The organism is Microbacterium aerolatum, assembly GCF_007988825.1.
In the GTDB taxonomy this organism is placed as follows: domain Bacteria; phylum Actinomycetota; class Actinomycetes; order Actinomycetales; family Microbacteriaceae; genus Microbacterium; species Microbacterium aerolatum.
Genome location: NZ_BJUW01000009.1, coordinates 143278 through 164066, shown reverse-complemented (window position 1 = coordinate 164066; position 20789 = coordinate 143278). Strand labels below are relative to the sequence as shown.

Annotated in this window: 15 protein-coding genes; 7 read left to right on the top strand and 8 right to left on the bottom strand. The window is 68.3% G+C overall.

From position 1 onward, the window contains the following. Nucleotides 1-56 precede the first annotated feature (56 nt). Entirely contained in the window at nt 57-2717 is a 2661-nt protein-coding gene (locus MAE01_RS11155) for an excinuclease ABC subunit UvrA (protein ID WP_147039629.1), read from the bottom strand. A 403-nt stretch (nt 2718-3120) separates the two neighbouring features. Between MAE01_RS11155 and MAE01_RS11150 the strand changes: the two genes are divergently transcribed. After that, a complete protein-coding gene (locus MAE01_RS11150; protein ID WP_443093772.1) occupies nt 3121-3726 on the top strand; it encodes a TnsB C-terminal domain-containing protein in 606 nt (201 codons plus the stop codon). Between the two features lie 75 nt (nt 3727-3801). Here the strand turns inward: MAE01_RS11150 and MAE01_RS11145 are convergent, their stop codons facing one another. Together MAE01_RS11145 and MAE01_RS11140 are read right to left on the bottom strand one after the other, a co-directional pair. Next, on the bottom strand, nt 3802-5670 hold the full coding sequence (locus tag MAE01_RS11145) for an FAD-dependent monooxygenase (protein WP_147039628.1): 1869 nt from the start codon (nt 5668-5670) through the stop codon (nt 3802-3804). A gap of 64 nt (nt 5671-5734) precedes the next feature. Further along, nucleotides 5735-7108 (bottom strand): MFS transporter, encoded by a 1374-nt coding sequence (locus MAE01_RS11140; RefSeq protein WP_147039627.1) that lies wholly within the window; start codon nt 7106-7108, stop codon nt 5735-5737. 138 nt (nt 7109-7246) lie between these two features. Between MAE01_RS11140 and MAE01_RS11135 the strand changes: the two genes are divergently transcribed. The 6 genes from MAE01_RS11135 to MAE01_RS11110 are packed head-to-tail and all read left to right on the top strand — an operon-like array spanning nt 7247 to nt 13635. After that, a complete protein-coding gene (locus tag MAE01_RS11135; RefSeq protein WP_229718062.1) occupies nt 7247-8695 on the top strand; it encodes a fumarylacetoacetate hydrolase family protein in 1449 nt (482 codons plus the stop codon). Continuing rightward, entirely contained in the window at nt 8692-9369 is a 678-nt protein-coding gene (locus tag MAE01_RS11130; RefSeq protein WP_222591673.1) for a GntR family transcriptional regulator, read from the top strand. Before MAE01_RS11135 ends, MAE01_RS11130 begins: the two co-directional genes overlap by 4 nt. A gap of 13 nt (nt 9370-9382) precedes the next feature. Then, entirely contained in the window at nt 9383-10879 is a 1497-nt protein-coding gene (hpaE, locus tag MAE01_RS11125; RefSeq protein ID WP_147039624.1) for a 5-carboxymethyl-2-hydroxymuconate semialdehyde dehydrogenase, read from the top strand. Between the two features lie 10 nt (nt 10880-10889). Then, nucleotides 10890-12056, top strand: coding sequence for a 3,4-dihydroxyphenylacetate 2,3-dioxygenase (gene hpaD, locus MAE01_RS11120; RefSeq protein WP_147039623.1), 1167 nt, complete (start codon nt 10890-10892; stop codon nt 12054-12056). Nucleotides 12057-12058: 2 nt separating this feature from the next. Further along, nucleotides 12059-12841 carry a 2-keto-4-pentenoate hydratase gene (locus MAE01_RS11115; RefSeq protein WP_147039640.1) on the top strand — a complete coding sequence of 261 codons (783 nt, stop codon included), beginning with the start codon at nt 12059-12061 and terminating at the stop codon, nt 12839-12841. After that, entirely contained in the window at nt 12826-13635 is an 810-nt protein-coding gene (locus tag MAE01_RS11110) for an HpcH/HpaI aldolase family protein (RefSeq protein ID WP_147039622.1), read from the top strand. Before MAE01_RS11115 ends, MAE01_RS11110 begins: the two co-directional genes overlap by 16 nt. A gap of 19 nt (nt 13636-13654) precedes the next feature. Here the strand turns inward: MAE01_RS11110 and MAE01_RS11105 are convergent, their stop codons facing one another. The 5 genes from MAE01_RS11105 to MAE01_RS11085 are packed head-to-tail and all read right to left on the bottom strand — an operon-like array spanning nt 13655 to nt 20784. After that, a complete protein-coding gene (locus MAE01_RS11105; protein WP_147039639.1) occupies nt 13655-14818 on the bottom strand; it encodes an ROK family transcriptional regulator in 1164 nt (387 codons plus the stop codon). A gap of 40 nt (nt 14819-14858) precedes the next feature. Further along, nucleotides 14859-16442, bottom strand: a complete 1584-nt coding sequence (locus MAE01_RS11100) for a glycoside hydrolase family 43 protein (RefSeq protein ID WP_147039621.1) — start codon at nt 16440-16442, stop codon at nt 14859-14861. Further along, entirely contained in the window at nt 16439-18874 is a 2436-nt protein-coding gene (locus tag MAE01_RS11095; protein ID WP_222591672.1) for a beta-xylosidase/alpha-l-arabinosidase, read from the bottom strand. The genes MAE01_RS11100 and MAE01_RS11095 overlap by 4 nt, the downstream gene beginning before the upstream one ends. A gap of 9 nt (nt 18875-18883) precedes the next feature. Next, on the bottom strand, nt 18884-19744 hold the full coding sequence (locus MAE01_RS11090) for a carbohydrate ABC transporter permease (protein ID WP_371861773.1): 861 nt from the start codon (nt 19742-19744) through the stop codon (nt 18884-18886). Between the two features lie 26 nt (nt 19745-19770). Beyond that, nucleotides 19771-20784 (bottom strand): carbohydrate ABC transporter permease, encoded by a 1014-nt coding sequence (locus MAE01_RS11085; RefSeq protein WP_147039619.1) that lies wholly within the window; start codon nt 20782-20784, stop codon nt 19771-19773. Nucleotides 20785-20789 lie beyond the last annotated feature (5 nt).

Sequence of the window (20789 nt, the reverse complement as noted above, 5' to 3'; positions counted from 1 at the left end):
ACGACCTCGTCGAGCGTGTCGCTGTGCGATGTTCAGATCGCACAGCGACACACTCGTCACAATGGGGTCACGTTGATGGCTGCCTGCAGTGCGGCGGCAAGGTAGCCCGCGGAAGCACCGACGCCCTTGTCCGCGACGTAGGCGGGCGTACCAGCTGCAACCACGGTCCCACCGGCGTCGCCCGCGCCGGGTCCAAGATCGATCACGTGATCGGCCATCGCGACAACGCGCATGTCCAGCTCCGCTGCGACGACCGTGTTGCCCGCATCGACCAGCGTCTGCAGATGCGCGACCAGACGATCCGTGTCGGCGCAGTGGAGCCCGGACGTCGGCTCGTCCAAGACGTACAGCGTGTCCCCACGCTGCGCACGCTGCAACTCGGTCGCCAGCTTGACGCGCTGCGCCTCACCCCCCGAGAGTTCCGTTGCCGGTTGACCCAGTCGGAGATAATCGAGTCCAACGTCCGACAAAGCGGCCAGTGATCGAGTGATCTCCTCATCGCCCACGAAGAATAGGTTCGCCTCCTCGACGCTCATCGACAACACGTCAGCGATCGTGCGCCCCCGCCACGTGATCTCGAGCGTTGACGCCTTGTATCGGGTGCCGTGGCAGTCGGGGCATGCGGTGTACACGGAAGGCAGGAAGAGGAGCTCGACCATCACCGATCCCTCGCCCTCGCAGGTCGGGCAGCGCCCGCCGGCGACGTTGAAGGAGAATCGGCCGGGTTTGTACCCGCGGGAACGAGCTTCCGAGGTATCTGCGAATCGACGACGTACGTGGTCGAACAGCCCGGTGTAGGTGGCGACGTTTGACCGCGGCGTCCGGCCGATGGGCCGCTGGTCGATGACGATCAGCCGGCGTACACCGGTGACGGGCCCGGCGACGCGCCCATCGAGACGTTCCGGGGCATCCGCGAGGAGTGACTCGTCGCTGACCGGCTCGTCATCGGCCGGGACGTCCCGGCCAAGGCGATCGCCAAGCAGCGACGGAAGCGCCTGGCTGACCAGACTCGATTTGCCGGACCCGGACACGCCCGTAACGGCGGTGAAGACACCCAATGGGATATCGACCGTGAGGTCGTGCAGGTTGTTCCGCGTCACGTTCTCCAGGCGCAGCCAACTGCGTGCCTCACGGGGTGCGCGAAGAGGGAGACCGCGGCCACCGAAGAGGTATCCGCGTGTCACGGACTCCTCAATATCGGCGAGCCCGTCGGGTGGGCCGCTGTAGAGCACTCGGCCGCCGTGTTCACCGGCGCCAGGCCCGATGTCGACCAACCAGTCCGCGTGTCGCATCACGGCCACGGAGTGTTCGACGATGAACAGGCTGTTCCCTCCCCCCTTGAGTCCGTCGAGGATCCCGAGGAGCGCCGTCACGTCCTGCGGATGCAGCCCCGCCGATGGTTCGTCGAGGACGTAGACCACCCCGAAGAGATCAGAGCTGAGTTGCGTCGCGAGCCGTAGCCGCTGTAGCTCGCCGCCCGACAGCGTCGGCGTCGTCCGGCTCAACGACAGGTAGCCCAGCCCCAGATCGACCAGTGGACGAAGTCGCTGCAGCACCCCTGATGCGAGCTGGACCGCAGCAGCACGCTTCTCTGGCGCTCGGCTCGGGGTGGGTCGCACATCGGGCGCGGCGGCAGGCGAGGAACCGCCAGCAGCGACATGCTCTTCCCATGCGGCCCGCGGAGAAGCAGCGCCGGAAAAAGCGGCTCCGTGCTCCTCCAGGCGTGCAACGACTCCCGAGAGGATCGTGGCAAGTTCCCGAAGCGGCAGTCGAGAGAATTCGGCGATGTCGAATCCTTCGAACGTGACGGACAGCGCCTCGGGCTTCAGCCGCTTGCCATCACAGACCGGGCAGATGACGGCGGTGAGAAACTGCGCGACGCGCCGCTTCATCGAGGCGCTCTTCGTGTTCGCGAACGTGTCCAGAATGTACCGGCGAGCTCCGACGAATGTGCCCGAGTAGCTCGGCTCCACACCTGCTTCGATCGCAGCTTTGGACTCAGAGAGCGTGAGCCGGGAGTGGACCGGAACGAAGGGGGTCTCATCGGTATACAGGATCCAGTCCCGGTCTTTTTCCGGCAGGTCCCGCCACGGCACATCGACGTCGTAACCGAGCGCAACCAGCACGTCGCGCAGCTGATGGCCGTGCCACGCGGTCGGCCAGGAGGCGATGGCGCGTTCGCGGATGGTGAGCGAGGGGTCCGGGACCATCTGCTGCTCGTTCACCGTGTACACGCGGCCGATGCCGTGGCATTCCGAACAGGCCCCTTCGACCGTGTTCGCGGAGAAGTCCTCCGCATACAACATCGGCTGCCCATCCGGGTAGTCCCCGGTCCTCGAGTACAGCATCCGCACCAAGCTCGACAACGTGGTGATGCTGCCCACGGTCGATCGGGCATTCCCGGCACCGCGCTGCTGCTGCAGGGCGACCGCAGGCGGCATCCCCGTGATCGAGTCGACATCGGGCACTCCCGCCTGATCGATCAGGCGGCGGGCGTACGGTGCGACCGATTCCAAATAGCGTCGCTGCGACTCGGCGTACAGCGTCCCGAACGCCAGCGAGGACTTTCCCGAGCCAGACACACCGGTGAAGACGACCGTTGCATCGCGCGGCACCGTGAGGTCAACATCCTGCAGATTGTGTTCGCGGGCGCCGAGAACGCGAACGTCGGGCTGCACGGAGAGCTTCGGCGTCACGAACGCAGAGGATTCAACCATCGTCGAATGTTAGCAACGTACGGAAAGGTCGGACGGCCTGCCGCCTGCGGCCTGCGGAAAGGGTTCCACACCAATAACGGCGCGGTGTGCGGCAGCGGTGGCTCGCAGTGCGACACCGGCATCGAAGCAGAGGGGACTGCTGCACGAGTAGGTGACATCTGATCTGGCTTGCCCGCGTGGTGGGCCTGGAAGGATGTTGCTGTGCCCAAGCCCTACCCGAGTGAATTCCGTGACGACGTCGTGCGCGTCGCTCAGAACCGCGAGCCCGGAGTCACGATCGAGCAGATCGCGAAAGACTTCGGTGTTCATCCGATGACTACAACCTGTCACCTATCCGTGCAGCAGTCCCCGGTGCCCAGCTACGCGACCGTCAGACATTGTGCAGTCTCTCGACCCAGCGCTCGTGACGCTCGCGCTCGAAGGGCTCACCGCGTATCGCGATCGACACGAGCTCGTGTACCGGCGCCGAGCCGACCGACCTAACGAGATCTGGCAGGCCGACCACACAGAACTCGACATCCTCATTACCAGTGCCGCGGGCGGCAAGTCTGATCGGCCCTGGCTCACGATCGTGATCGATGACCATTCCCGAGCGATCTGCGGATACTCCGTCTTCGCCGGTGCCCCTTCCGCTATGAAAACTGCTCTCGCGCTCCGGCAGGCGATCTGGCGCAGGACCGATCCCGCGTGGGCGATGTGTGGAATTCCCGACATTCTCCACGTCGACCATGGCTCCGGCTTCACCAGCCATTACCTCGAACGCACCGCCATCGAGCTGCGCATCCGGTTCATCCACTCCACCGTGGGCCGGCCCCAAGGCCGCGGCAAGATCGAGCGCTTCTTCCGCACCATCAACACCGAACTCCTCTCCACTCTCCCCGGACATGCGCTTCTCCTGCAGCCCCATGCGCTCCTCACGGAAAGCCATCTCCGCGTTGAAGAGAATCGTCGCGACGTCGCCGAACGCCGCGCAGGTCACCTCGTCCGACACGGACGTGGCGTCCGCTGAATTCGGCGTCGGGCTGGGCGATTCCTCGGCCACGTCGGCGCTGACCGACGCATCGCCTACTGAACCACCGCGCGATCACGCCGGAAGGAATACTCCCTGCAGGAACGCGTCGAGCTCGCCTGTGGCATCCAGGGGCAGAACCGCGGCGACGTACTGATCCGGCCGCACGACCACGACCACGCCGTCGCGCGACAGCTCGCGCTCGGCGAAGATGTCGGTGTCGCTCCACGCGTTCGGCGCCGCTGAGTAGACCTTCTCCCAGTCGGTGAGCCCGAGCGGGCCGCTCTTGGGCAGGAACAGCTCCGGCGACGACAGGATGTCGAGCTCCTCGAAGGCCTCCTGGAAGATGACCTTCGCATCGATGACGGCATCCACGTCGGCATCCGACGGCGTCACGCGATCGATCATGGGCGAGACCGCCGCCGCCCACTCGCGCAGGCGTGCACCGCCGGCATCCGCGAACGCGTACACGCGCCAGCGGCCGTCCGCCTTCGCGTGATGGCCGAGATGCACGACGTTGCCGTCGCAGACCCGCACGACCTCGGCCGACTTGAAACGCCGCCCGATCGGGAAGCCTGCCGCGAGCGCCTGGTGCTCGGAACCGCCCGTGATCGCCGACGCCGTGTACTGCGTCATGAACCCCGACGGGAACTCCGCAGTGGCGAGGTAGTAGTTCGACAGCTCCTGCGGGTCGGAGATCTCCTCGGGCTTGCGGGCCATGAGCGAAGACCATTCCCGGTCGAAGTCGATGAGCTGCTGCGCCACCGGCTGCCGCTCGGCCGAGTACGTCGCCAGCAGCGACTCGGGGCTCCGCCCGGTCAGCACGGCACCCAGCTTCCAGCCGAGGTTGAACCCGTCCTGCATCGACACGTTCATGCCCTGGCCTGCCTTGGCGCTGTGCGTATGGCAGGCGTCGCCGGTGAGGAAGACGCACGGCGTGCGCTCCGAGGCACCCGACACGTCATCGAACCCGTCGGTCACGCGGTGGCCGACCTCGTAGACGCTCGACCAGGCGATCTCCTTCACATCCAGCGTGTACGGATGCAGGATCTCGTTCGCCTTGTCGATCACCTTCTCGATCGGCGTCTGCCGCACCCGGTGGTTGTCGTCCGCCGCGACCTCGCCCAGATCGACGTAGACCCGGCTGAGGTATCCGCCCTCGCGCGGGATGTGCAGGATGTTCCCCGCCTTGGCGTTGATCGCGCACTTGGTGCGCCAGTCGGGGAAGTCGGTGTTCACCATGATGTCCATGACGCCCCACGCGTGCGCCGAGAATGCCCCGACGTGCTGGCGGCCGATCGCCTCGCGCACACCGCTGCGCGCGCCATCGCACCCGACGACGTACTTCGCGCGGATCGTGCGCTCCTCGCCCGCGCGCTCCCCCGCCGTGAAGCGCACCCGCACCTCGACGGGATACTCGCTCTCGGGGTTGGTGGTGAGCCCAAGGAACTCGACGCCGTAGTCGGGCACGATACGCCCGGGGCCGTGAGCGGCGGCCTCGGCGAAGTAGTCCAGCACCCGCGCCTGGTTCACGATGAGGTGCGGGAACTCGCTGATCTTCAGCCCGTAGTCCTCGGTGCGAGTGGTGCGGATGATGTTCTCTGGGCTCTCGGGATCAGGTCCCCAGAAGTTCATGTAGGCGATGTTGTACGCCTCGGCGGTGATCCGCTCGGCGAAACCGAAGGCCTGGAAGGTCTCGACGCTGCGCGGCTGGATGCCGTCGGCCTGGCCCAGCTCGAGACGCCCGTCGCGCCGCTCGATGATCCGCGTGGTGATGCTCGGGACCTGCGACATCTGCGCCGCCAGCAGCATGCCGGCGGGCCCGGAGCCCACGATGAGCACATCCATCTCGTCAGGCAGATCGGCCGGGCGATCGATGCCGGTGCCCGCCGCCGCGACGATGCGCGGATCCTGCGAGACGTAGCCGTGGTGATGGAACTGCATCGGAACTCCTTCTACTTCGAGGTCTCCGGGGCGGATGCCGCGGCATCCGCCCCGGAGGGGTGATTCACGCCTTGGCGAGTCCGTAGATCGGGCTCACGGACTGCTCGGCCTCGTGGTCCGGGCCGAGCGGGATGCCGCTGCGGTCGTGGAGCAGGAGCGTCGCGATCAGGCCGATCACCGTCATGCCGGCGAGGTACCAGGTGACCATCTCGGTCGAGCCCGTGGCATCCACGATCGCCGCGGCGATGGTCGGGGCGAACGCGCCGCCGGCGATGGCGCCGATCGCGTACGAGATCGAGACGCCGGAGAACCGGATGGATGCCGGGAACAGCTCGGTGTACAGCGCCGCCTGGGGGCCGTACGTGAAGCCGAGCCCGACCGTCAGGATCGCGAGCCCCAGGAACAGCAGCCCGACGTTCGCTGTGTTCACGAGCGGGAACAGCAGGAAGACGCCGGCGAGCTGCAGGATCCATCCGGCGATGTAAGTGTTCCGGCGACCGATCCGGTCCGAGATCCAGCCGGCGAAGAGCGTGGTGAGCAGCCAGGTGACAGCTGAGCCGGTCACGGCCCACAGCACCGGCCCGCGCTCGAGGCCGATCGGGCCCTCCGGGTTGGTCGCGTAGCCCTGGATGTAGCCGCCGGTGGTCATGTACCCGATCGCGTTGTTGCCCGCGAATACCAGCGCCGCGATGACGACGAGCAGAGCGTGCTTGCGGAACAGCTGCACGATCGGCATCTTCGCCTTCTCCTTGCGCGCGGCGAGCTCGGCGAACACCGGACTCTCCTCGACGTTGCGACGCACGTAGTACCCGATCAGGATCAGCACGACGCTGAGCAGGAACGGGATGCGCCAGCCCCACGCGAGGAACTGGTCACCCGGTGCGATCGCGGTCATGATCGCCATGACGCCGGATGCCAGCAGCAGGCCGAGCGGAACACCGATCTGGGGAGAGGCGCCGAAGACGCCGCGGCGCTTCTTGGGCGCGTGCTCGACGGCCATCAGCACGGCGCCGCCCCACTCGCCGCCCGCCGAGATGCCCTGCAGGATGCGCAGCAGCACCAGCATGATCGGGGCACCGATGCCGATGACCTCGGCGGTGGGCAGCACACCGATCAGCGCGGTGGCGGCGCCCATCAGGATGAGGGTCCACATCAGCACCCGCTTGCGTCCGAGCTTGTCGCCGAAGTGCCCGGCCAGGAACGCACCGAGCGGGCGGAACAGGAAGCTGATGCCGACGGTCGCGAATCCGAGGATCACGGTGTTGGTGCCGAGCGCCGAGAAGAACAGCTGGCCGAACACGAGTCCGACCGCGGTGGCGTAGATGAAGAAGTCGTACCACTCGACGGTGGTACCGACGACTGTGGCGAACACCACTCGGCGCCGGTCTGCGGCGCTGGCGATGGTGCCGGTCGGTGTGAAGCCGGGCTGATCAGTCATTGAAGCTCCTTGTGTGACGTCGTTGTCCGGGTGCCGGTCATCGCGTTCAAACGATGCTTGCGACCCGTTGTCAGGATGATATACGATTTCAAATACATCGCACAAGAGCGATGCTCTCGACGCAAGGAGGCGCCCACCGTGACGAACCAGATCGCTCGCCCCGGCAAGATCATCGCGATCCACCTCAGCTACGCATCCCGTGCCGACCAGCGCGGCCGGCGCCCCGCGCACCCCTCCTACTTCTTCAAGGTCTCAAGCTCCGTCGCGGCATCCGGTGGCACCGTGGAACGCCCCGCCGGCACCGAGCTCCTCGCGTTCGAGGGCGAGATCGCGCTCGTGATCGGCGAGCCCGCTCGCAACGTCAGCCTCGAAGACGCCTGGTCGCACGTGGCATCCGTCACCGCCGCCAACGACCTCGGCCTCTACGACCTGCGCGCGAACGACAAGGGATCGAACGTCCGCTCCAAGGGCGGCGACGGCTACACGCCCATCGGCCCCGACCTGATCGACGCCCGCACGGTCGACCCGCACGACATCCGGGTGCGCACCTGGGTCAACGGCGAGCTGCGCCAGGACGACAACTCCGCTGGTCTCATCTTCCCGCTCGCGCAGTTCGTCGCCGACCTCTCGCAGCATTTCACCCTCGAGACCGGAGACGTCATCCTCACCGGGACGCCCGCCGGATCGTCCGTGATCGTGCCTGGAGACGTCGTCGAGGTCGAGGTGGATGCCCCGAACGCATCCGGTGCGCCGACCAGCGGGCGTCTGGTCACCACCGTGACGCAGGGCGACGTGCCCTTCGACAAGGCCCTCGGCTCGCTGCCGACGGTCGATGACACGCAGCGCACCGAGGCGTGGGGCTCGGCCGAAGCAGCAGGGCTCGAGCCGGCGACCACCGGCCTCTCCCCCGATCTCCGCGCCAAGCTCGAGCAGGCGCCCACCGCCGGTCTCTCCGCCCAGCTGCGCAAGCGCGGCCACCACTCCTGCTTCATCGACGGCGTCGCCGCGAACATCCCCGGCACGACGATCGTGGGCACCGCACGCACCCTGCGCTTCATCCCCGCCCGCGAGGACCTCTTCAAGAGCCACGGCGGCGGATACAACGCGCAGAAGCGGCTCTTCGACGCTGTGGGCGACGGCGAGGTCATCGTGATCGAGGCGCGCGGGGATGCCACGACCGGCACTCTCGGCGACATCCTCGCCCTGCGCGCGAAGGCGCGGGGCGCGGCGGGAGTCGTCAGCGACGGCGGCGTGCGCGACTTCGAGGAGGTCGTGCGCATCGGTCTGCCGGTGTTCTCGCAGGGCGCTCACCCCTCGGTGCTCGGGCGCAAGCACGTGCCGTGGGAGGTCGACGTCACGATCGGCTGCGGCGGCGCCGCCGTGCAGCCCGGCGACATCATCGTCGGCGACGGCGACGGCGTGATCGTGATCCCGCCCGCGCTGGTCGAGGAGGTCGTGGACGCGGCGCTCGCCCAGGAGGAGGAGGACGCCTGGATCGCCGAGCAAGTGGAGGCGGGGCATCCCGTCGACGGCCTGTTCCCGATGAACGCGGAATGGCGCGCGAAGTACGAGGCGAGCCGCGCATGACGAAGACCCTCAGCAAGTCGCAGCAGGCGTATCTCTGGATCAAGGAGCGCATCGCCGGCCAGGCCTATACGCCCGGGTACCGGCTGGTGCTCGGCGCCATCGCCGGCGAACTCGACATGAGCGTGGTGCCCGTGCGCGAGGCGATCCGCCAGCTGGAGGCCGAAGGGCTCGTGCAGTTCGAGCACAACGTCGGTGCGCGCGTGGCGATGGTGGACGACCGCCAGTACCGCCACAGCATGGAGGCGCTCAGCATCCTGGAAGGCAGCGCCACCGCGCTGTCCGCCCGTCACCTCACCGCCGACGATCTGAAGCTCGCGCGGGCGATCAACGCGAAGATGATCGAGACGCTGGATCACTTCAACCCGTCGGCGTTCACGCAGCTCAACCAGGAGTTCCACGCGGCCCTCATCGCGCCGTGCCCCAACCCGCGGCTGCAGGAACTGGTCACCGTCGAGATGCAGCGCCTGAACCGCCTGCGCGACTCGACGTTCAGCTTCGTACCCGGCCGCGCGCACGAGTCGGTCAGGGAGCACGAGCAGATCGTCGCCCTGATCGAGAGCAGCGCCCCGATCGACGAGATCGAGCGCGTCGCACGCGAGCACCACTCGGCCACGCTCGACGCCTACCTCACCACAGCTCACCCCGACGACGCCGTCGGCACGCACGTCCACTGAGACCGGAGGAATCATGACTGACAACCGCATCCCCGCAGATCTGCCCGATCACATCCAGCACTACATCGACGGCGAGTTCGTCGACTCGGTCGACGGCGACACCTTCGACGTGCTCGACCCGGTGACGAACGAGAACTACACCACGGCCGCCGCCGGCAAGAAGGCCGACATCGACCGCGCCGTCGCCGCGGCCAAGCGTGCGTTCGACGAGGGGCCGTGGCCGAAGATGCTCCCCCGCGAGAGAAGCCGCGTGCTGCACCGCATCGCCGACCTCGTCGAGTCCCGCGACGCGCGCCTCGCAGAGCTCGAGTCGTACGACTCCGGCCTCCCGATCACTCAGGCCCTCGGCCAGGCGCGGCGCGCGGCCGAGAACTTCCGGTTCTTCGCCGATCTGATCGTCGCCCAGGCCGACGACACCTTCAAGGTGCCCGGCCGCCAGATCAACTACGTCAACCGCAAGCCCATCGGCGTCGCCGGCCTCATCACGCCGTGGAACACGCCGTTCATGCTCGAGTCGTGGAAGCTCGGCCCCGCGCTCGCGACCGGCAACACGGTCGTGCTCAAGCCCGCCGAGTTCACTCCCCTGTCGGCATCCCTGTGGGCCGGCATCTTCGAGGAGGCGGGCCTGCCGAAGGGCGTCTTCAACCTCGTGAACGGTCTCGGCGAGGATGCCGGCGACGCGCTCGTTAAGCACCCCGATGTGCCGCTGATCTCGTTCACCGGCGAGAGCCGCACCGGCCAGATCATCTTCGGCAACGCCGCCCCGTACCTCAAGGGCCTGTCGATGGAGCTCGGCGGCAAATCCCCTGCCGTCGTCTTCGCCGACGCCGACCTCGAGGCCGCGATCAACGCGACCATCTTCGGGGTGTTCTCGCTCAACGGCGAGCGCTGCACGGCCGGATCCCGCATCCTCGTCGAGCGCAGCATCTACGACGAGTTCGTCGAGAAGTACGCCGCCCAGGCGAAGCGCGTGAAGGTCGGCTACCCGCACGACCCCACCACCGAGGTCGGCGCACTCGTGCACCCCGAGCACTACGAGAAGGTGATGAGCTACGTCGAGATCGGCAAGTCCGAGGCGCGTCTCGTCGCCGGCGGCGGCCGGCCCGACGGATTCGAGACCGGCAACTACGTCGCCCCGACCGTGTTCGCCGACGTCTCCCCCGACGCCCGGATCTTCCAGGAGGAGATCTTCGGCCCCGTCGTCGCGATCACCCCTTTCGACAGCGATGAAGAGGCCCTCGCGCTCGCGAACAACACCCGCTACGGGCTCGCCGCGTACATCTGGACCAACGACCTCAAGCGCGCACACAACTTCGCGGGCGACGTCGAGGCCGGCATGGTCTGGCTGAACTCGAACAACGTGCGCGACCTGCGCACCCCGTTCGGCGGAGTGAAGGCGTCCGGACTCGGACACGAAGGCGGCTACCGCTCGATCGACTTCTACACCGACCAGCAGGCGGTGCACATCAACCTCGGCGAGGTCCACAACCCCGTATTCGGAAAGCAGTAAGGACGCTGACATGACGAACCGTGCAGACATGACGCTCACCTCCTCCGGCTACTACGTGTCGCAGGAGGCCCCGATCGAGACGGACAATCCCGTCGCGACCCCCGAGGCCTCGCCGCCGGACATCCTCCGCTGCGCGTACATGGAGCTCGTGGTCACCGACCTCGCGGCATCCCGCCAGTTCTACGTCGACATCCTCGGGCTGTACGTCACCGAGGAGGACGACGAGGCGATCTACCTGCGCTCGACCGAGGAGTTCATCCACCACAACCTCGTGCTGCGCAAGGGACCGGTCGCGGCCGTCGCCGCCTTCTCCTACCGCGTGCGCACCTCCGAAGATCTCGATCGCGCCGTCGAGTTCTACACCGAGCTCGGCTGCGATGTGCGCCGCGAGGCGAACGGCTTCGTCAAGGGCATCGGCGACTCGGTGCGCGTGGTCGACCCGCTCGGATTCCCGTACGAGTTCTTCTACCAGGCCGACCACGTCGAGCGGATGTCGTGGCGCTACGACCTGCACACCCCGGGCGAGCTCGTCCGCCTCGACCACTTCAACCAGGTCACCCCCGACGTGCCGCGCGCCGTGAAGTACATGCAGGACCTGGGCTTCCGCGTCACGGAAGACATCCAGGATGAAGAGGGCACCGTGTACGCCGCGTGGATGCGCCGCAAGCCCACCGTGCACGACACGGCGATGACGGGCGGCGACGGCCCGCGGATGCACCACGTGTGCTTCGCGACGCACGAGAAGCACAACATCCTCGCCATCTGCGACAAGCTCGGGGCGCTGCGCCGCTCGGATGCGATCGAGCGCGGCCCGGGCCGCCACGGCGTCTCGAACGCGTTCTATCTCTACCTGCGCGACCCTGATGGGCACCGCGTCGAGGTGTACACGCAGGACTACTACACCGGCGACCCCGACAACCCGGTCGTCACGTGGGACGTGCACGACAACCAGCGCCGCGACTGGTGGGGCAACCCCGTCGTGCCGTCCTGGTACACCGAGGCGTCCCTCGTGCTGGACCTCGACGGCAACCCGCAGCCGGTCGCCGCACGCACCGACGACAGCGAGATGGCAGTCACGATCGGTGCCGACGGCTTCTCATACACTCGCAGGGACGAGGGCGAGGAATCCATGCCGGAGTACAAGCAGGGTGAGTACAAGCTGGGGCACCAGCTGTGACGCTGCCCGCCGAGGTGATCGAGCGGATCGCGGACGAGCTCGCGGAGGCGGATCGCACGCACGGGGTCGTCCCGCGGATCACGGCCCGGTATCCGGATGCCACGATCGAGGACTCCTATGCCATCCAGGGCATATGGCGCGACAAGAACCTCGCGGCCGGACGCACGCTGGTGGGCCGGAAGATCGGCCTGACATCCAAAGCGATGCAGCAGGCGACCGGCATCACAGAGCCCGACTACGGGGTCATGTTCGACGACACCGTGTACCCCTCGGGCTCGGAGATCCGCTTCGACGACTTCTCGAACGTGCGCATCGAGGTGGAACTCGCATTCGTGCTCAAGGAGCCGCTGGAGGGCCCGGACTGCACGCTCGAGGACGCCCTGGCCGCGATCGACTACGCCGTCCCCGCACTCGAGGTGCTCAACTCGCACATCGAGCTGGAGGGCCGCACGATCGTCGACACGATCAGCGACAACGCCGCGTACGGCGCGATGGTGCTCGGCGACGTGCACATGCGGCCGGACGAGATCGACCTGCGCTGGGTGCCCGGAGTGCTCTCCCGCAACGGGGAGATCGAGGAGACCGGCGTCGCCGCGGGCGTTCTCGGCCATCCGGCCACCGGGGTCGCGTGGCTCGCGAACAAGTTCCATCAGCATGGCGCGCGCCTGGAGGCGGGCGAGGTCATCCTCGCCGGCTCGTTCACCCGCCCCATGTGGGTGCACAAGGGCGACGAGGTGCGCTGCGACTACCGCGAGATGGGGGTCATCACATGCCGTTTCGTATAGAGCCCGCGCCGTCGTTCCGCGACCGGCTGGCGGCGGAAGATCGCCCTCTCGTCGGCGCCTGGATCTGCTCCGGCAGCCCGGTCGCCGCCGAGATCGTCGCCGGCTCCGGCCTCGACTGGACCCTGATCGACGCCGAGCACAGCCCGATCGGCCTCGAGTCCATCCTCGCTCTGCTGCAGGCGGTCGCCCCGTACCCGATCACGCCCGTCGTGCGGGTTCCGTCGGGAGACGCGACCCTGATCAAGCAGGTTCTCGACGCCGGCGCGCAGAATCTGCTGGTGCCGATGGTGAACAGCGCCGCGGATGCCGCGGCCGCCGTCGCTGCGACCCGCTACCCGCCGCGCGGCATCCGCGGGGTCGGCAGCGCGCTCGCGCGCGCCGGACAGTTCAACCGCATCGAGGACTATCTGCAACGCGCCCACGAGATCACGTCGCTGAGCGTGCAGATCGAGACGGACGCCGCGGTGCAGAACGCGCGCGCCATCGCCGAGGTCGAGGGTGTGGATGCCGTCTTCATCGGCCCGAGCGACCTCGCAGCCTCCATGGGGCTGCTCGGCCAGCAGGAGCATCCCGATGTCGTCGCAGCCGTGGAGCACACGATCGCCGAGGTGCGTGCTGCCGGCAAGCCCGTCGGCGTGAACGCCTTCAACCCGGCCACCGCACGTCGCTACCTCGGCGCCGGAGCCTCCTTCGCGCTTGTCGCGGCCGACGTGTCGATCCTCGCGCGCGCCACCGAGAAGCTCGCGGCGGACTGGATCCCGGACGCCGACACCACGCAGCGGGCCGGCTACTGAACGTGTGAGAAGCGCGCCGCTACCCCAGCGGATCGGCGAGCAGACGTGCGAACGCCGCCTCGGCGGCGCCGATCAGCAGACGATCCTGTCCCAGCGCTGCCGAAGCGATCTGCAGGTCCTCTGCCACGACCGCGAGCGAGCGCGCCCGTACGTCGGCGTCGAACTCCTCCGGGTCCCGGTCGCGCAGGATGCTGAGGAAGCCGCCCAGCACGATCATCGACGGGTTCAGCACGTTCGCCGCGTTGCCGATCGTCGCGGCGAGCACCCGCCGCTGCCGGATGACCTCCTCATCCGCGGTCGGACCGGGGTCGCCGGCGAGGGCTGCGGCGAGCGCCGCGTCGTCGCCGCTGACGAGGGTCGCCGCGGCCATGAGCCGGGCGCGGTTGACCTCGTCCTCGAGCACACCGTCGTGCGTGCGTCGGTGCGCTTCGTTGGCGATGCCCGGTCGGGTCTGTCCCCATTCGCCGGCGTAGCCGCCGGCGCCGCGGATCAGCGTGCCGTCCAGGATCACGCCGCCGCCGATGCCGCTCGCACCGCCGTTGAGGTACACGACGTCGGCGTGCTCACGCGCGGCGCCGAACAGGTGCTCGGCCCGCGCGCCGAGGGACGCGTCATTGCCCACCGTCACCGCAAGCCCCAGCGCGTCGGCGAGAGGTGTCGCGAGGTCCTCGTCCCGCCAGCCCAGGTGGGGCGCGAGGCGCACGAGACCGTCCGATGTACGCACCAGACCGGGGACCGCGACGCCTAGGCCCACGACACGGCAGCCCGAGAGCTCATCTTCCCGCCACTGCTCCACGGTCCCGGAGACGGTGTCGACGACGTCCGCGATGCTCGGCACGCCGGAGAGCTCGATCCGGGCACGCGCCCGGAGCCCTCCGCCGAGGCCGACCGCGCCGATCTCGATCGCATCCACCTCGGGGTTCACGCCGATCGCGACCACATCGGCGCTCGCGGTGACGACGGGACTGGGACGGCCGACCCGCTTGGTCTGATCCGGCTCCTGCTCTTCGACCAGTCCGCGATCGACGAGGGCGGTGACCAGATCGGCCACGGTCGAACGGTTCAGACCCGTCTCGGCCGTGATCAAGGACCGGGACCGCGGGCCCTCATGGTGCACCAATCGCAGCACTTCGCCGAGGTTCGTGCGGCGCACTCCCTCGACCGCGGTCGCGCGTTCCCTCATCGATGCACTCATTCCTCTGACGTTGCTCTGCCGGGTGCCCTCAGGGTACCGGCACCTGTGAGTCGGACGGCTCGTAGTGGAAGCGCGAGATGCGCACGTGTCCCCGTGGCTCACTCCCATGACTGGTGGCGAAGACGCCGAGCCAGATCCCGAGGAATCCTCCGGTCGCGGAAGCATCCAGCTCGCGCGCATCGATCGTCGCCAGCACCGTTCCTTCGCCCAGGAGGTGGTACTCGTATCCGCGCGATCGCACGGCCAGGCGCACGGTGTCGGCCGGAGCGAGCGTCCGCTGCGCGATCACGTGTTCCCCGCCAGCGCGCCGGTGCACGGCGCTGAGCATCAGCCCCTCCGCGCTCCTGGTCACCCGCACCGTCGCGTGGTCGTCCTCGGACTGTCGAACGACCAGACCCGCCGTCTCCCCTACGGCGAGATCCGACACGTCGAGGATGCCCGTCGCATCGAGATCCGCGTGCTGCTGCCGCACGCCGAGGAACGCCACGGTCCCGGCATCCGCCGGCGACTCGGCACGCACGGGCAGACGCCACGCCTGCACACCCTCGTCGTCGCTCTCGACCGTCGCGATCTGCGTCGGCTGCACCCGCAGCGACGTCCACCGCGGATCGTCCGGCGGCACGGCGCCCGGACGCCGGTCGTCCGGCTGCCAGGCATCCGGCGGAGACGCGGCATCCGCCCACGGCACGTCCACCGTCTCCGGCAGGCGACCGCGACCGGGGGCGAAGACGGGCCAGCCGTCCTCCCACTCCACCGGGCACAGGAACGTCTCACGTCCGAGCGGATAGTGATGGCCGTCCGATGCCCGCATGGCCAGCATGACCGCCTGCCACGAGCCGTCCGGCGCCTGGATCAGGTCCGCGTGCCCCGCGCCGATCACTCCGGCACCGCGGCCGAGGTGACGGTGCGTGAATACCGGGTTGGCGCGGTTGCCCTCATAGGGCCCGGTCACCTGATCGGCTCTCGCCACGCTGACCGCGTGATGGAACTCCGTGCCGCCCTCCGCGGCGATCAAGTACCAGCGCCCGTCGATCGGGTACAGGTGCGGCCCCTCGGCCCACACGACGCCGTTCACGGCGCCGCGCCAGATCACATGCTCCGGGCCCACCAGTGCACGCTCGTCCGGGGAGTACTCGCGCACCCACACCTCGGTCTGATGGTGCCATGCGGGGTTCCGCGCCAGTCGGGTGCCGTGCATCCACACGCGCCCAGACTCGTCGAACGCGACCGACGGGTCGATGCCGTCCGCGTCGAGCCAGATCGGATCGCTCCACGGCCCGGCGGCATCTGTCGCCGTGATGAGGAAGTTGCCGCCGCGCGCGTCGTCGGACGGATCCACGAGCGTGCAGACGATCCAGAAGCGCTCCCCGTCGTGCCGGATGGTCGGCGCGTACAGCCCGCCCGAGGAGCGGATGCCGTCGAAGTCGAGCATGCCGGCGCGATCGATCGCGTGACCGACGGTCTCCCAGCGCACCAGGTCTCGCGAGCGCAGGACGGGAAGGCCGGGCAGGTACTCGAACGTGGAGGCCACCAGGTAGTACTCGTCCCCGACCCGGCAGATCGACGGGTCGGGGTAGCAGCCGGGGAGGATCGGATTCGCGGCCGAGATCATTCCCAGGAGACCTCGACCAGCCGGGCGTCGGCCCCCGTGACGGCATGGACTGCGCCGGTGAGCGAGAGCATCCGCGCGGCCGTGGCCGATCCCGGCACCTCGCGCCGACGGCGACGGCGGGCGTTCGCGATCACGCCTCCGGTGGCATCGTCCTGTTCCTGCGCCGGGGTCGCTGCGGCGTGCGATCCCACCCAGACCGCGACCTCCCCCGGCTCCACGACGCGGATGCCGCTGCGGTCGGTGAACGCGAGCCGGGCCGCGGGAACATCGAAGCTCACCCGTCGGGACTGGCCGGCCTCGAGCGCGACGCGCGCGTAGCCCAGCAGCTGGGCTACTGGCCGCGTCACCGAGGCGACGAGGTCGCGGGCGTACAGCTGCACGACGTCGGTGCCGGCGCGGTCGCCGGTGTTGGTGACGGTGACGGATGCCGTGAAGCGTCCGTCGGTGCTGGCGTGCGTGTCGACGGCGAGATCCGCGTATTCGAACGTCGTGTACGTCAACCCGAACCCGAACGGCCGCACCGGCGTCGGGTCGGTGGAGGTGACATCCGAGGCTCCGCCGAGGGTCGGGTGCAGGTAGCTGTACGGCGCGGCCCCTGCGGACCGCGGCAGGCTTACGGGCAGCCGGCCCGAGGGCGACGCCGTACCGGTAACGAGCGCGGCGATCGCCCGCCCGCCTTCCTCACCGGGGAAGAACGACTGCACCACGGCGGCGGGGACAGCGTCCGTGCCCGCCGCTTCGCCGGCGTCCAGCGCCCAGCCGATCGCGTAGGGCCGCCCGGTGAGCATGACCATCACGACCGGGGTGCCGGTCGCGACCAGCCGTTCGACGAGGTCCCGCTGCGCGCCTGGCAGCTCGAGCGATTCGGTGTCGTTCCCCTCGCCGACCGTGCCGCGTCCGAACAGGCCCGCCTGGTCGCCGACCACGACGATCGCGACGTCGGCGCCGGCTGCCAGTTCGGCGGCCTCCTCGAACCCGGAGCGGTCATCGTCATCGACGGCGCAGCCGCGAGCGACGACGATCTCCGCCTCGGGCAGCGCCTCGGAGAGCGCCTCTCGAACGGTGGGGATCTCGAAGCCGAGCTCGTGGTCGGGGTGGTGCGCGAGCACGTGGTTCGCGAAGGAGTAGCAGCCCTGAAGGGCTTCCGCCCTGTCGGCGTTCGGGCCGATGAGCGCCACGCGCTTCACGTCCGGGCGCAGCGGCAGCACTCCGTCGTTGGACAGCAGGACGAGCGATTCCGCAGCGAGGCGGCGGGCGACCTCGCGGTGACGCGGGCTGTCCAGGTCGATGTGCGCGGGCGGCGCGTCCTCGAAGGCATCGGGGTCGAGCAGGCCCAGCTCCTCCTTCTGCTGCAGCGCCCGGATGACGGCGCGGTCCAGGTACGCCTCGTCCAGCATCCCGGATCGGACGCGCTCGACGAGCGGTGCGAGGTACGCGTCGCCGGAGGGCAGTTCGACGTCGATGCCGGCGGTCAGCGCGAGCTGCGCCGCCTCGCCGCGGTCGGCGGCCACGGCGTGCATCGTCTGCAGGAACGCGACGGCGAAGTAGTCCGCCACCACCACACCGTCGAAGCCGAGGTCCTCACGGAGAAGTTTCGTCAGCAGCTGCGGGTCCGAGGCGACCGGCACGCCGTCGATCTCGGTGTAGCTGTTCATGACGCTCTTGACCCCGCCGTCGCGGATGGCCATCTCGAACGGCGGCAGGAACACGTCCGCGACCTCGCGCGGGCCCGCCGAGACGGGCGCGTGGTTGCGGCCGGCACGCGAGCCGGAGTACCCGAGGAAGTGCTTCAGGGTGGCGTGCACGCCGGCGGACTGCAGTCCCTGCACATAGGCGGTGCCCACCGTGCCGACCAGGTACGGATCCTCGCCGATGCACTCGTCGACGCGTCCCCAGCGCGGATCGCGGATGACATCGAGCACGGGGGCGAGCCCCTGATGGATGCCGAGATCACGCATCGACTCGCCGATCAGCGTACCCATCTCGGCGACGAGCTCCGGGTCGAACGAGGCGCCCCACGCGAGAGGCGTGGGGAAGGTGGCGGCCTTCCACGCGGCGAGTCCGGTCAGGCACTCCTCGTGGACGAGCGCGGGGATGCCGAGTCGGGTCTCCTGCTTCAGCCTGCGCTGCTCCTGCCACAGCCAGGCCGCCCGCTCGGCCGGGTCGACCGGGCGGGTGCCGTACACCCGGGTGTAGTGCCCGATGCCGTCCCGCGTGATCTCGGCGAGCGCCTCGCCGGCACCCGCGCGACCCATCTCGTTCTGCATCGGGGCGACGACCTCACCGCCCTGGTCGAGCCAGTAGCCGACGAGCTGCGCGACCTTCTCCTCCAGCGTCATGCGCGAGAGCAGTTCTGCCACGCGGGGCGTGGCGCGAGGGAATGCGGGGATGGCCGCGGGCATAGATGTCTCCGGTGAAGATGTGAAGGTCATGATTCGGTCCTAGCCCTTGACGGCGCCGGTCAGGCCGCCGACGATGCGGCGTTCGAACAGGCTGAAGAACAGCAGCGCGGGCAGCATCGACAATGAGGTGTACGCCAGCACGCGGGCCGTGTCGACAGAGTACTGCGATGCGAAGTTCTGCACGCCCAGGGGCAGGGTGAACAGGCTCTGATCGCTGAGGATGAACAGTGGCAGCATGTACCCGTTCCACGACCCGACGAAGGCCAGGATGCCGACGGTGATGACCCCTGGCAGGCTCAGCGGGATCACCATCCGCCAGAAGAAGCCGAGGCGGGACGCGCCGTCGATCGACGCGGCCTCCTCCAGGTCCTTCGGGATGGCCCGCAGGAATGGCACCAGGATGATGATCGTCGTCGGCAGCGCGAACGCGATCTGCGGCAGGATGATGCCGGCCAGGCTGTTGACCAGGCCCAGGTTGCGGATGAGCAGGTACAGCGGCGTGATCGCGACGGTGATGGGGAACATCAGACCGGCCGCGAACAGCGCGTACATGGCACCGCGCCCGCCGAAGTCGTACCTGGCGATCACGTAGCTCGCCATGACGCCCAGCAGTACGGCACCGGCTGTCGTCCCGACCGCGGAGATGGTCGAGTTCATCATCGCGGTCCAGAACTCGGAACTCGCCAGCACGTCGCCGTAGTTGGCGATCTCCCACGGCGAGGGGAAGCCGGACGGGTCCACCGTGATCTGCGCGTTGGTCCGGAATCCGCCGATGACGATGTACAGCACGGGCGTGATGCAGATCGTGATCAGCACGATCGCGATGAGGTACACGCCGGGACTGCCCCAGCGCACCTTCGGCGCCTGTCGTCTGCCGCCGGGCCGTTTCGGCTGGACCAGCAGCGACGTGCTCAGGTTCTCAGTGGTCACTTGCGCTTCTTCCTTCCGCTCTCGCCCGTCACAGCGCCCTCGGTGTCGCGTCGCAGCACGAAGCGCTGATAGGTGAGTGCGATGACCAGAGAGATGAGGAAGAGCATGACCGCCACCGCGTTGCCGAAGCCGTAGCTGCCGGCGAGGTGGCCGTTCTGATACATGTAGGTCGCCATCGTCGAGGTTCCTGCGATCGACGCGATGTACTGACCCCAGATGATGTTGACCAGGTCGAACAGCTGAAGCGATCCGATGATCGACAGGAACGCCCAGATGCGGATGGTCGGTCCTAGCAGGGGAAGCGTGATGCTCCACTGGATCTTCCAGAATCCGGCGCCGTCGATCGCGGCGGCCTCGTACAGCTCCTCGGGGATGGACTGCATGCCGGCGAGCATCAGGATGACGGCGAAGCCGATGTACTTCCACGTGATGATGACCATCAGTGTGCCCATCGCGATGGACGGGTCGGCCAGCCACGACTGCTGGAACTGCTCCAGGCCCCACTTCTCCAGCAGGGAGTTCAGTGCGCCGGCATCCTGCATGATCAGGCTCCAGCCGACGCCGACGATGACCTCGGAGATCACGTACGGCATGAAGATCAGCACGCGGATCAGCGAGCGACCGCGGATCTTCTGGTTCAGCAGCAGAGCGAACAGGATCGCGATCGGCCCCTGCATGACGAGCGAGAGCACGACGATGATGAAGTTGTGGCTGACGGCTTCTCGGAAGCTGTCGTCGCGCCACATGAGGAGGTAGTTGTCGAGTCCGACGAACTCCGTGGGCCAGCCGAAGCCGTTCCATTTGAAGAATCCGTAGTACGAGGCCAGCATCACCGGGAAGATGACGAAGCCGACGAACATCAGCAGAGCAGGACCGGAGAGGATCGCGATCTCGGCGCGCTTGCGCCAGTCGGCGCGTCGCGGGCGCCGTACCGGGGCCGACGAGTCGTCGGCCCCGGTACGAACGGTCTTCTCAGGCACGGCGTCCGCCAGCACCTGGGGTTCGGCCATTGTTC

Bases quoted from the DNA above. Each gene is read 5' to 3' on its own strand.
- MAE01_RS11155 (WP_147039629.1), bottom strand. From the start codon at position 2,717: ATGGTTGAATCCTCTGCGTTCGTGACGCCGAAGCTCTCCGTGCAGCCC.
- MAE01_RS11145 (WP_147039628.1), bottom strand. From the start codon at position 5,670: ATGCAGTTCCATCACCACGGCTACGTCTCGCAGGATCCGCGCATCGTC.
- MAE01_RS11140 (WP_147039627.1), bottom strand. From the start codon at position 7,108: ATGACTGATCAGCCCGGCTTCACACCGACCGGCACCATCGCCAGCGCC.
- MAE01_RS11130 (WP_222591673.1), top strand. From the start codon at position 8,692: ATGACGAAGACCCTCAGCAAGTCGCAGCAGGCGTATCTCTGGATCAAG.
- hpaE (WP_147039624.1), top strand. From the start codon at position 9,383: ATGACTGACAACCGCATCCCCGCAGATCTGCCCGATCACATCCAGCAC.
- hpaD (WP_147039623.1), top strand. From the start codon at position 10,890: ATGACGAACCGTGCAGACATGACGCTCACCTCCTCCGGCTACTACGTG.
- MAE01_RS11110 (WP_147039622.1), top strand. From the start codon at position 12,826: ATGCCGTTTCGTATAGAGCCCGCGCCGTCGTTCCGCGACCGGCTGGCG.
- MAE01_RS11105 (WP_147039639.1), bottom strand. From the start codon at position 14,818: ATGAGGGAACGCGCGACCGCGGTCGAGGGAGTGCGCCGCACGAACCTC.
- MAE01_RS11100 (WP_147039621.1), bottom strand. From the start codon at position 16,442: ATGATCTCGGCCGCGAATCCGATCCTCCCCGGCTGCTACCCCGACCCG.
- MAE01_RS11095 (WP_222591672.1), bottom strand. From the start codon at position 18,874: ATGACCTTCACATCTTCACCGGAGACATCTATGCCCGCGGCCATCCCC.
- MAE01_RS11085 (WP_147039619.1), bottom strand. From the start codon at position 20,784: ATGGCCGAACCCCAGGTGCTGGCGGACGCCGTGCCTGAGAAGACCGTT.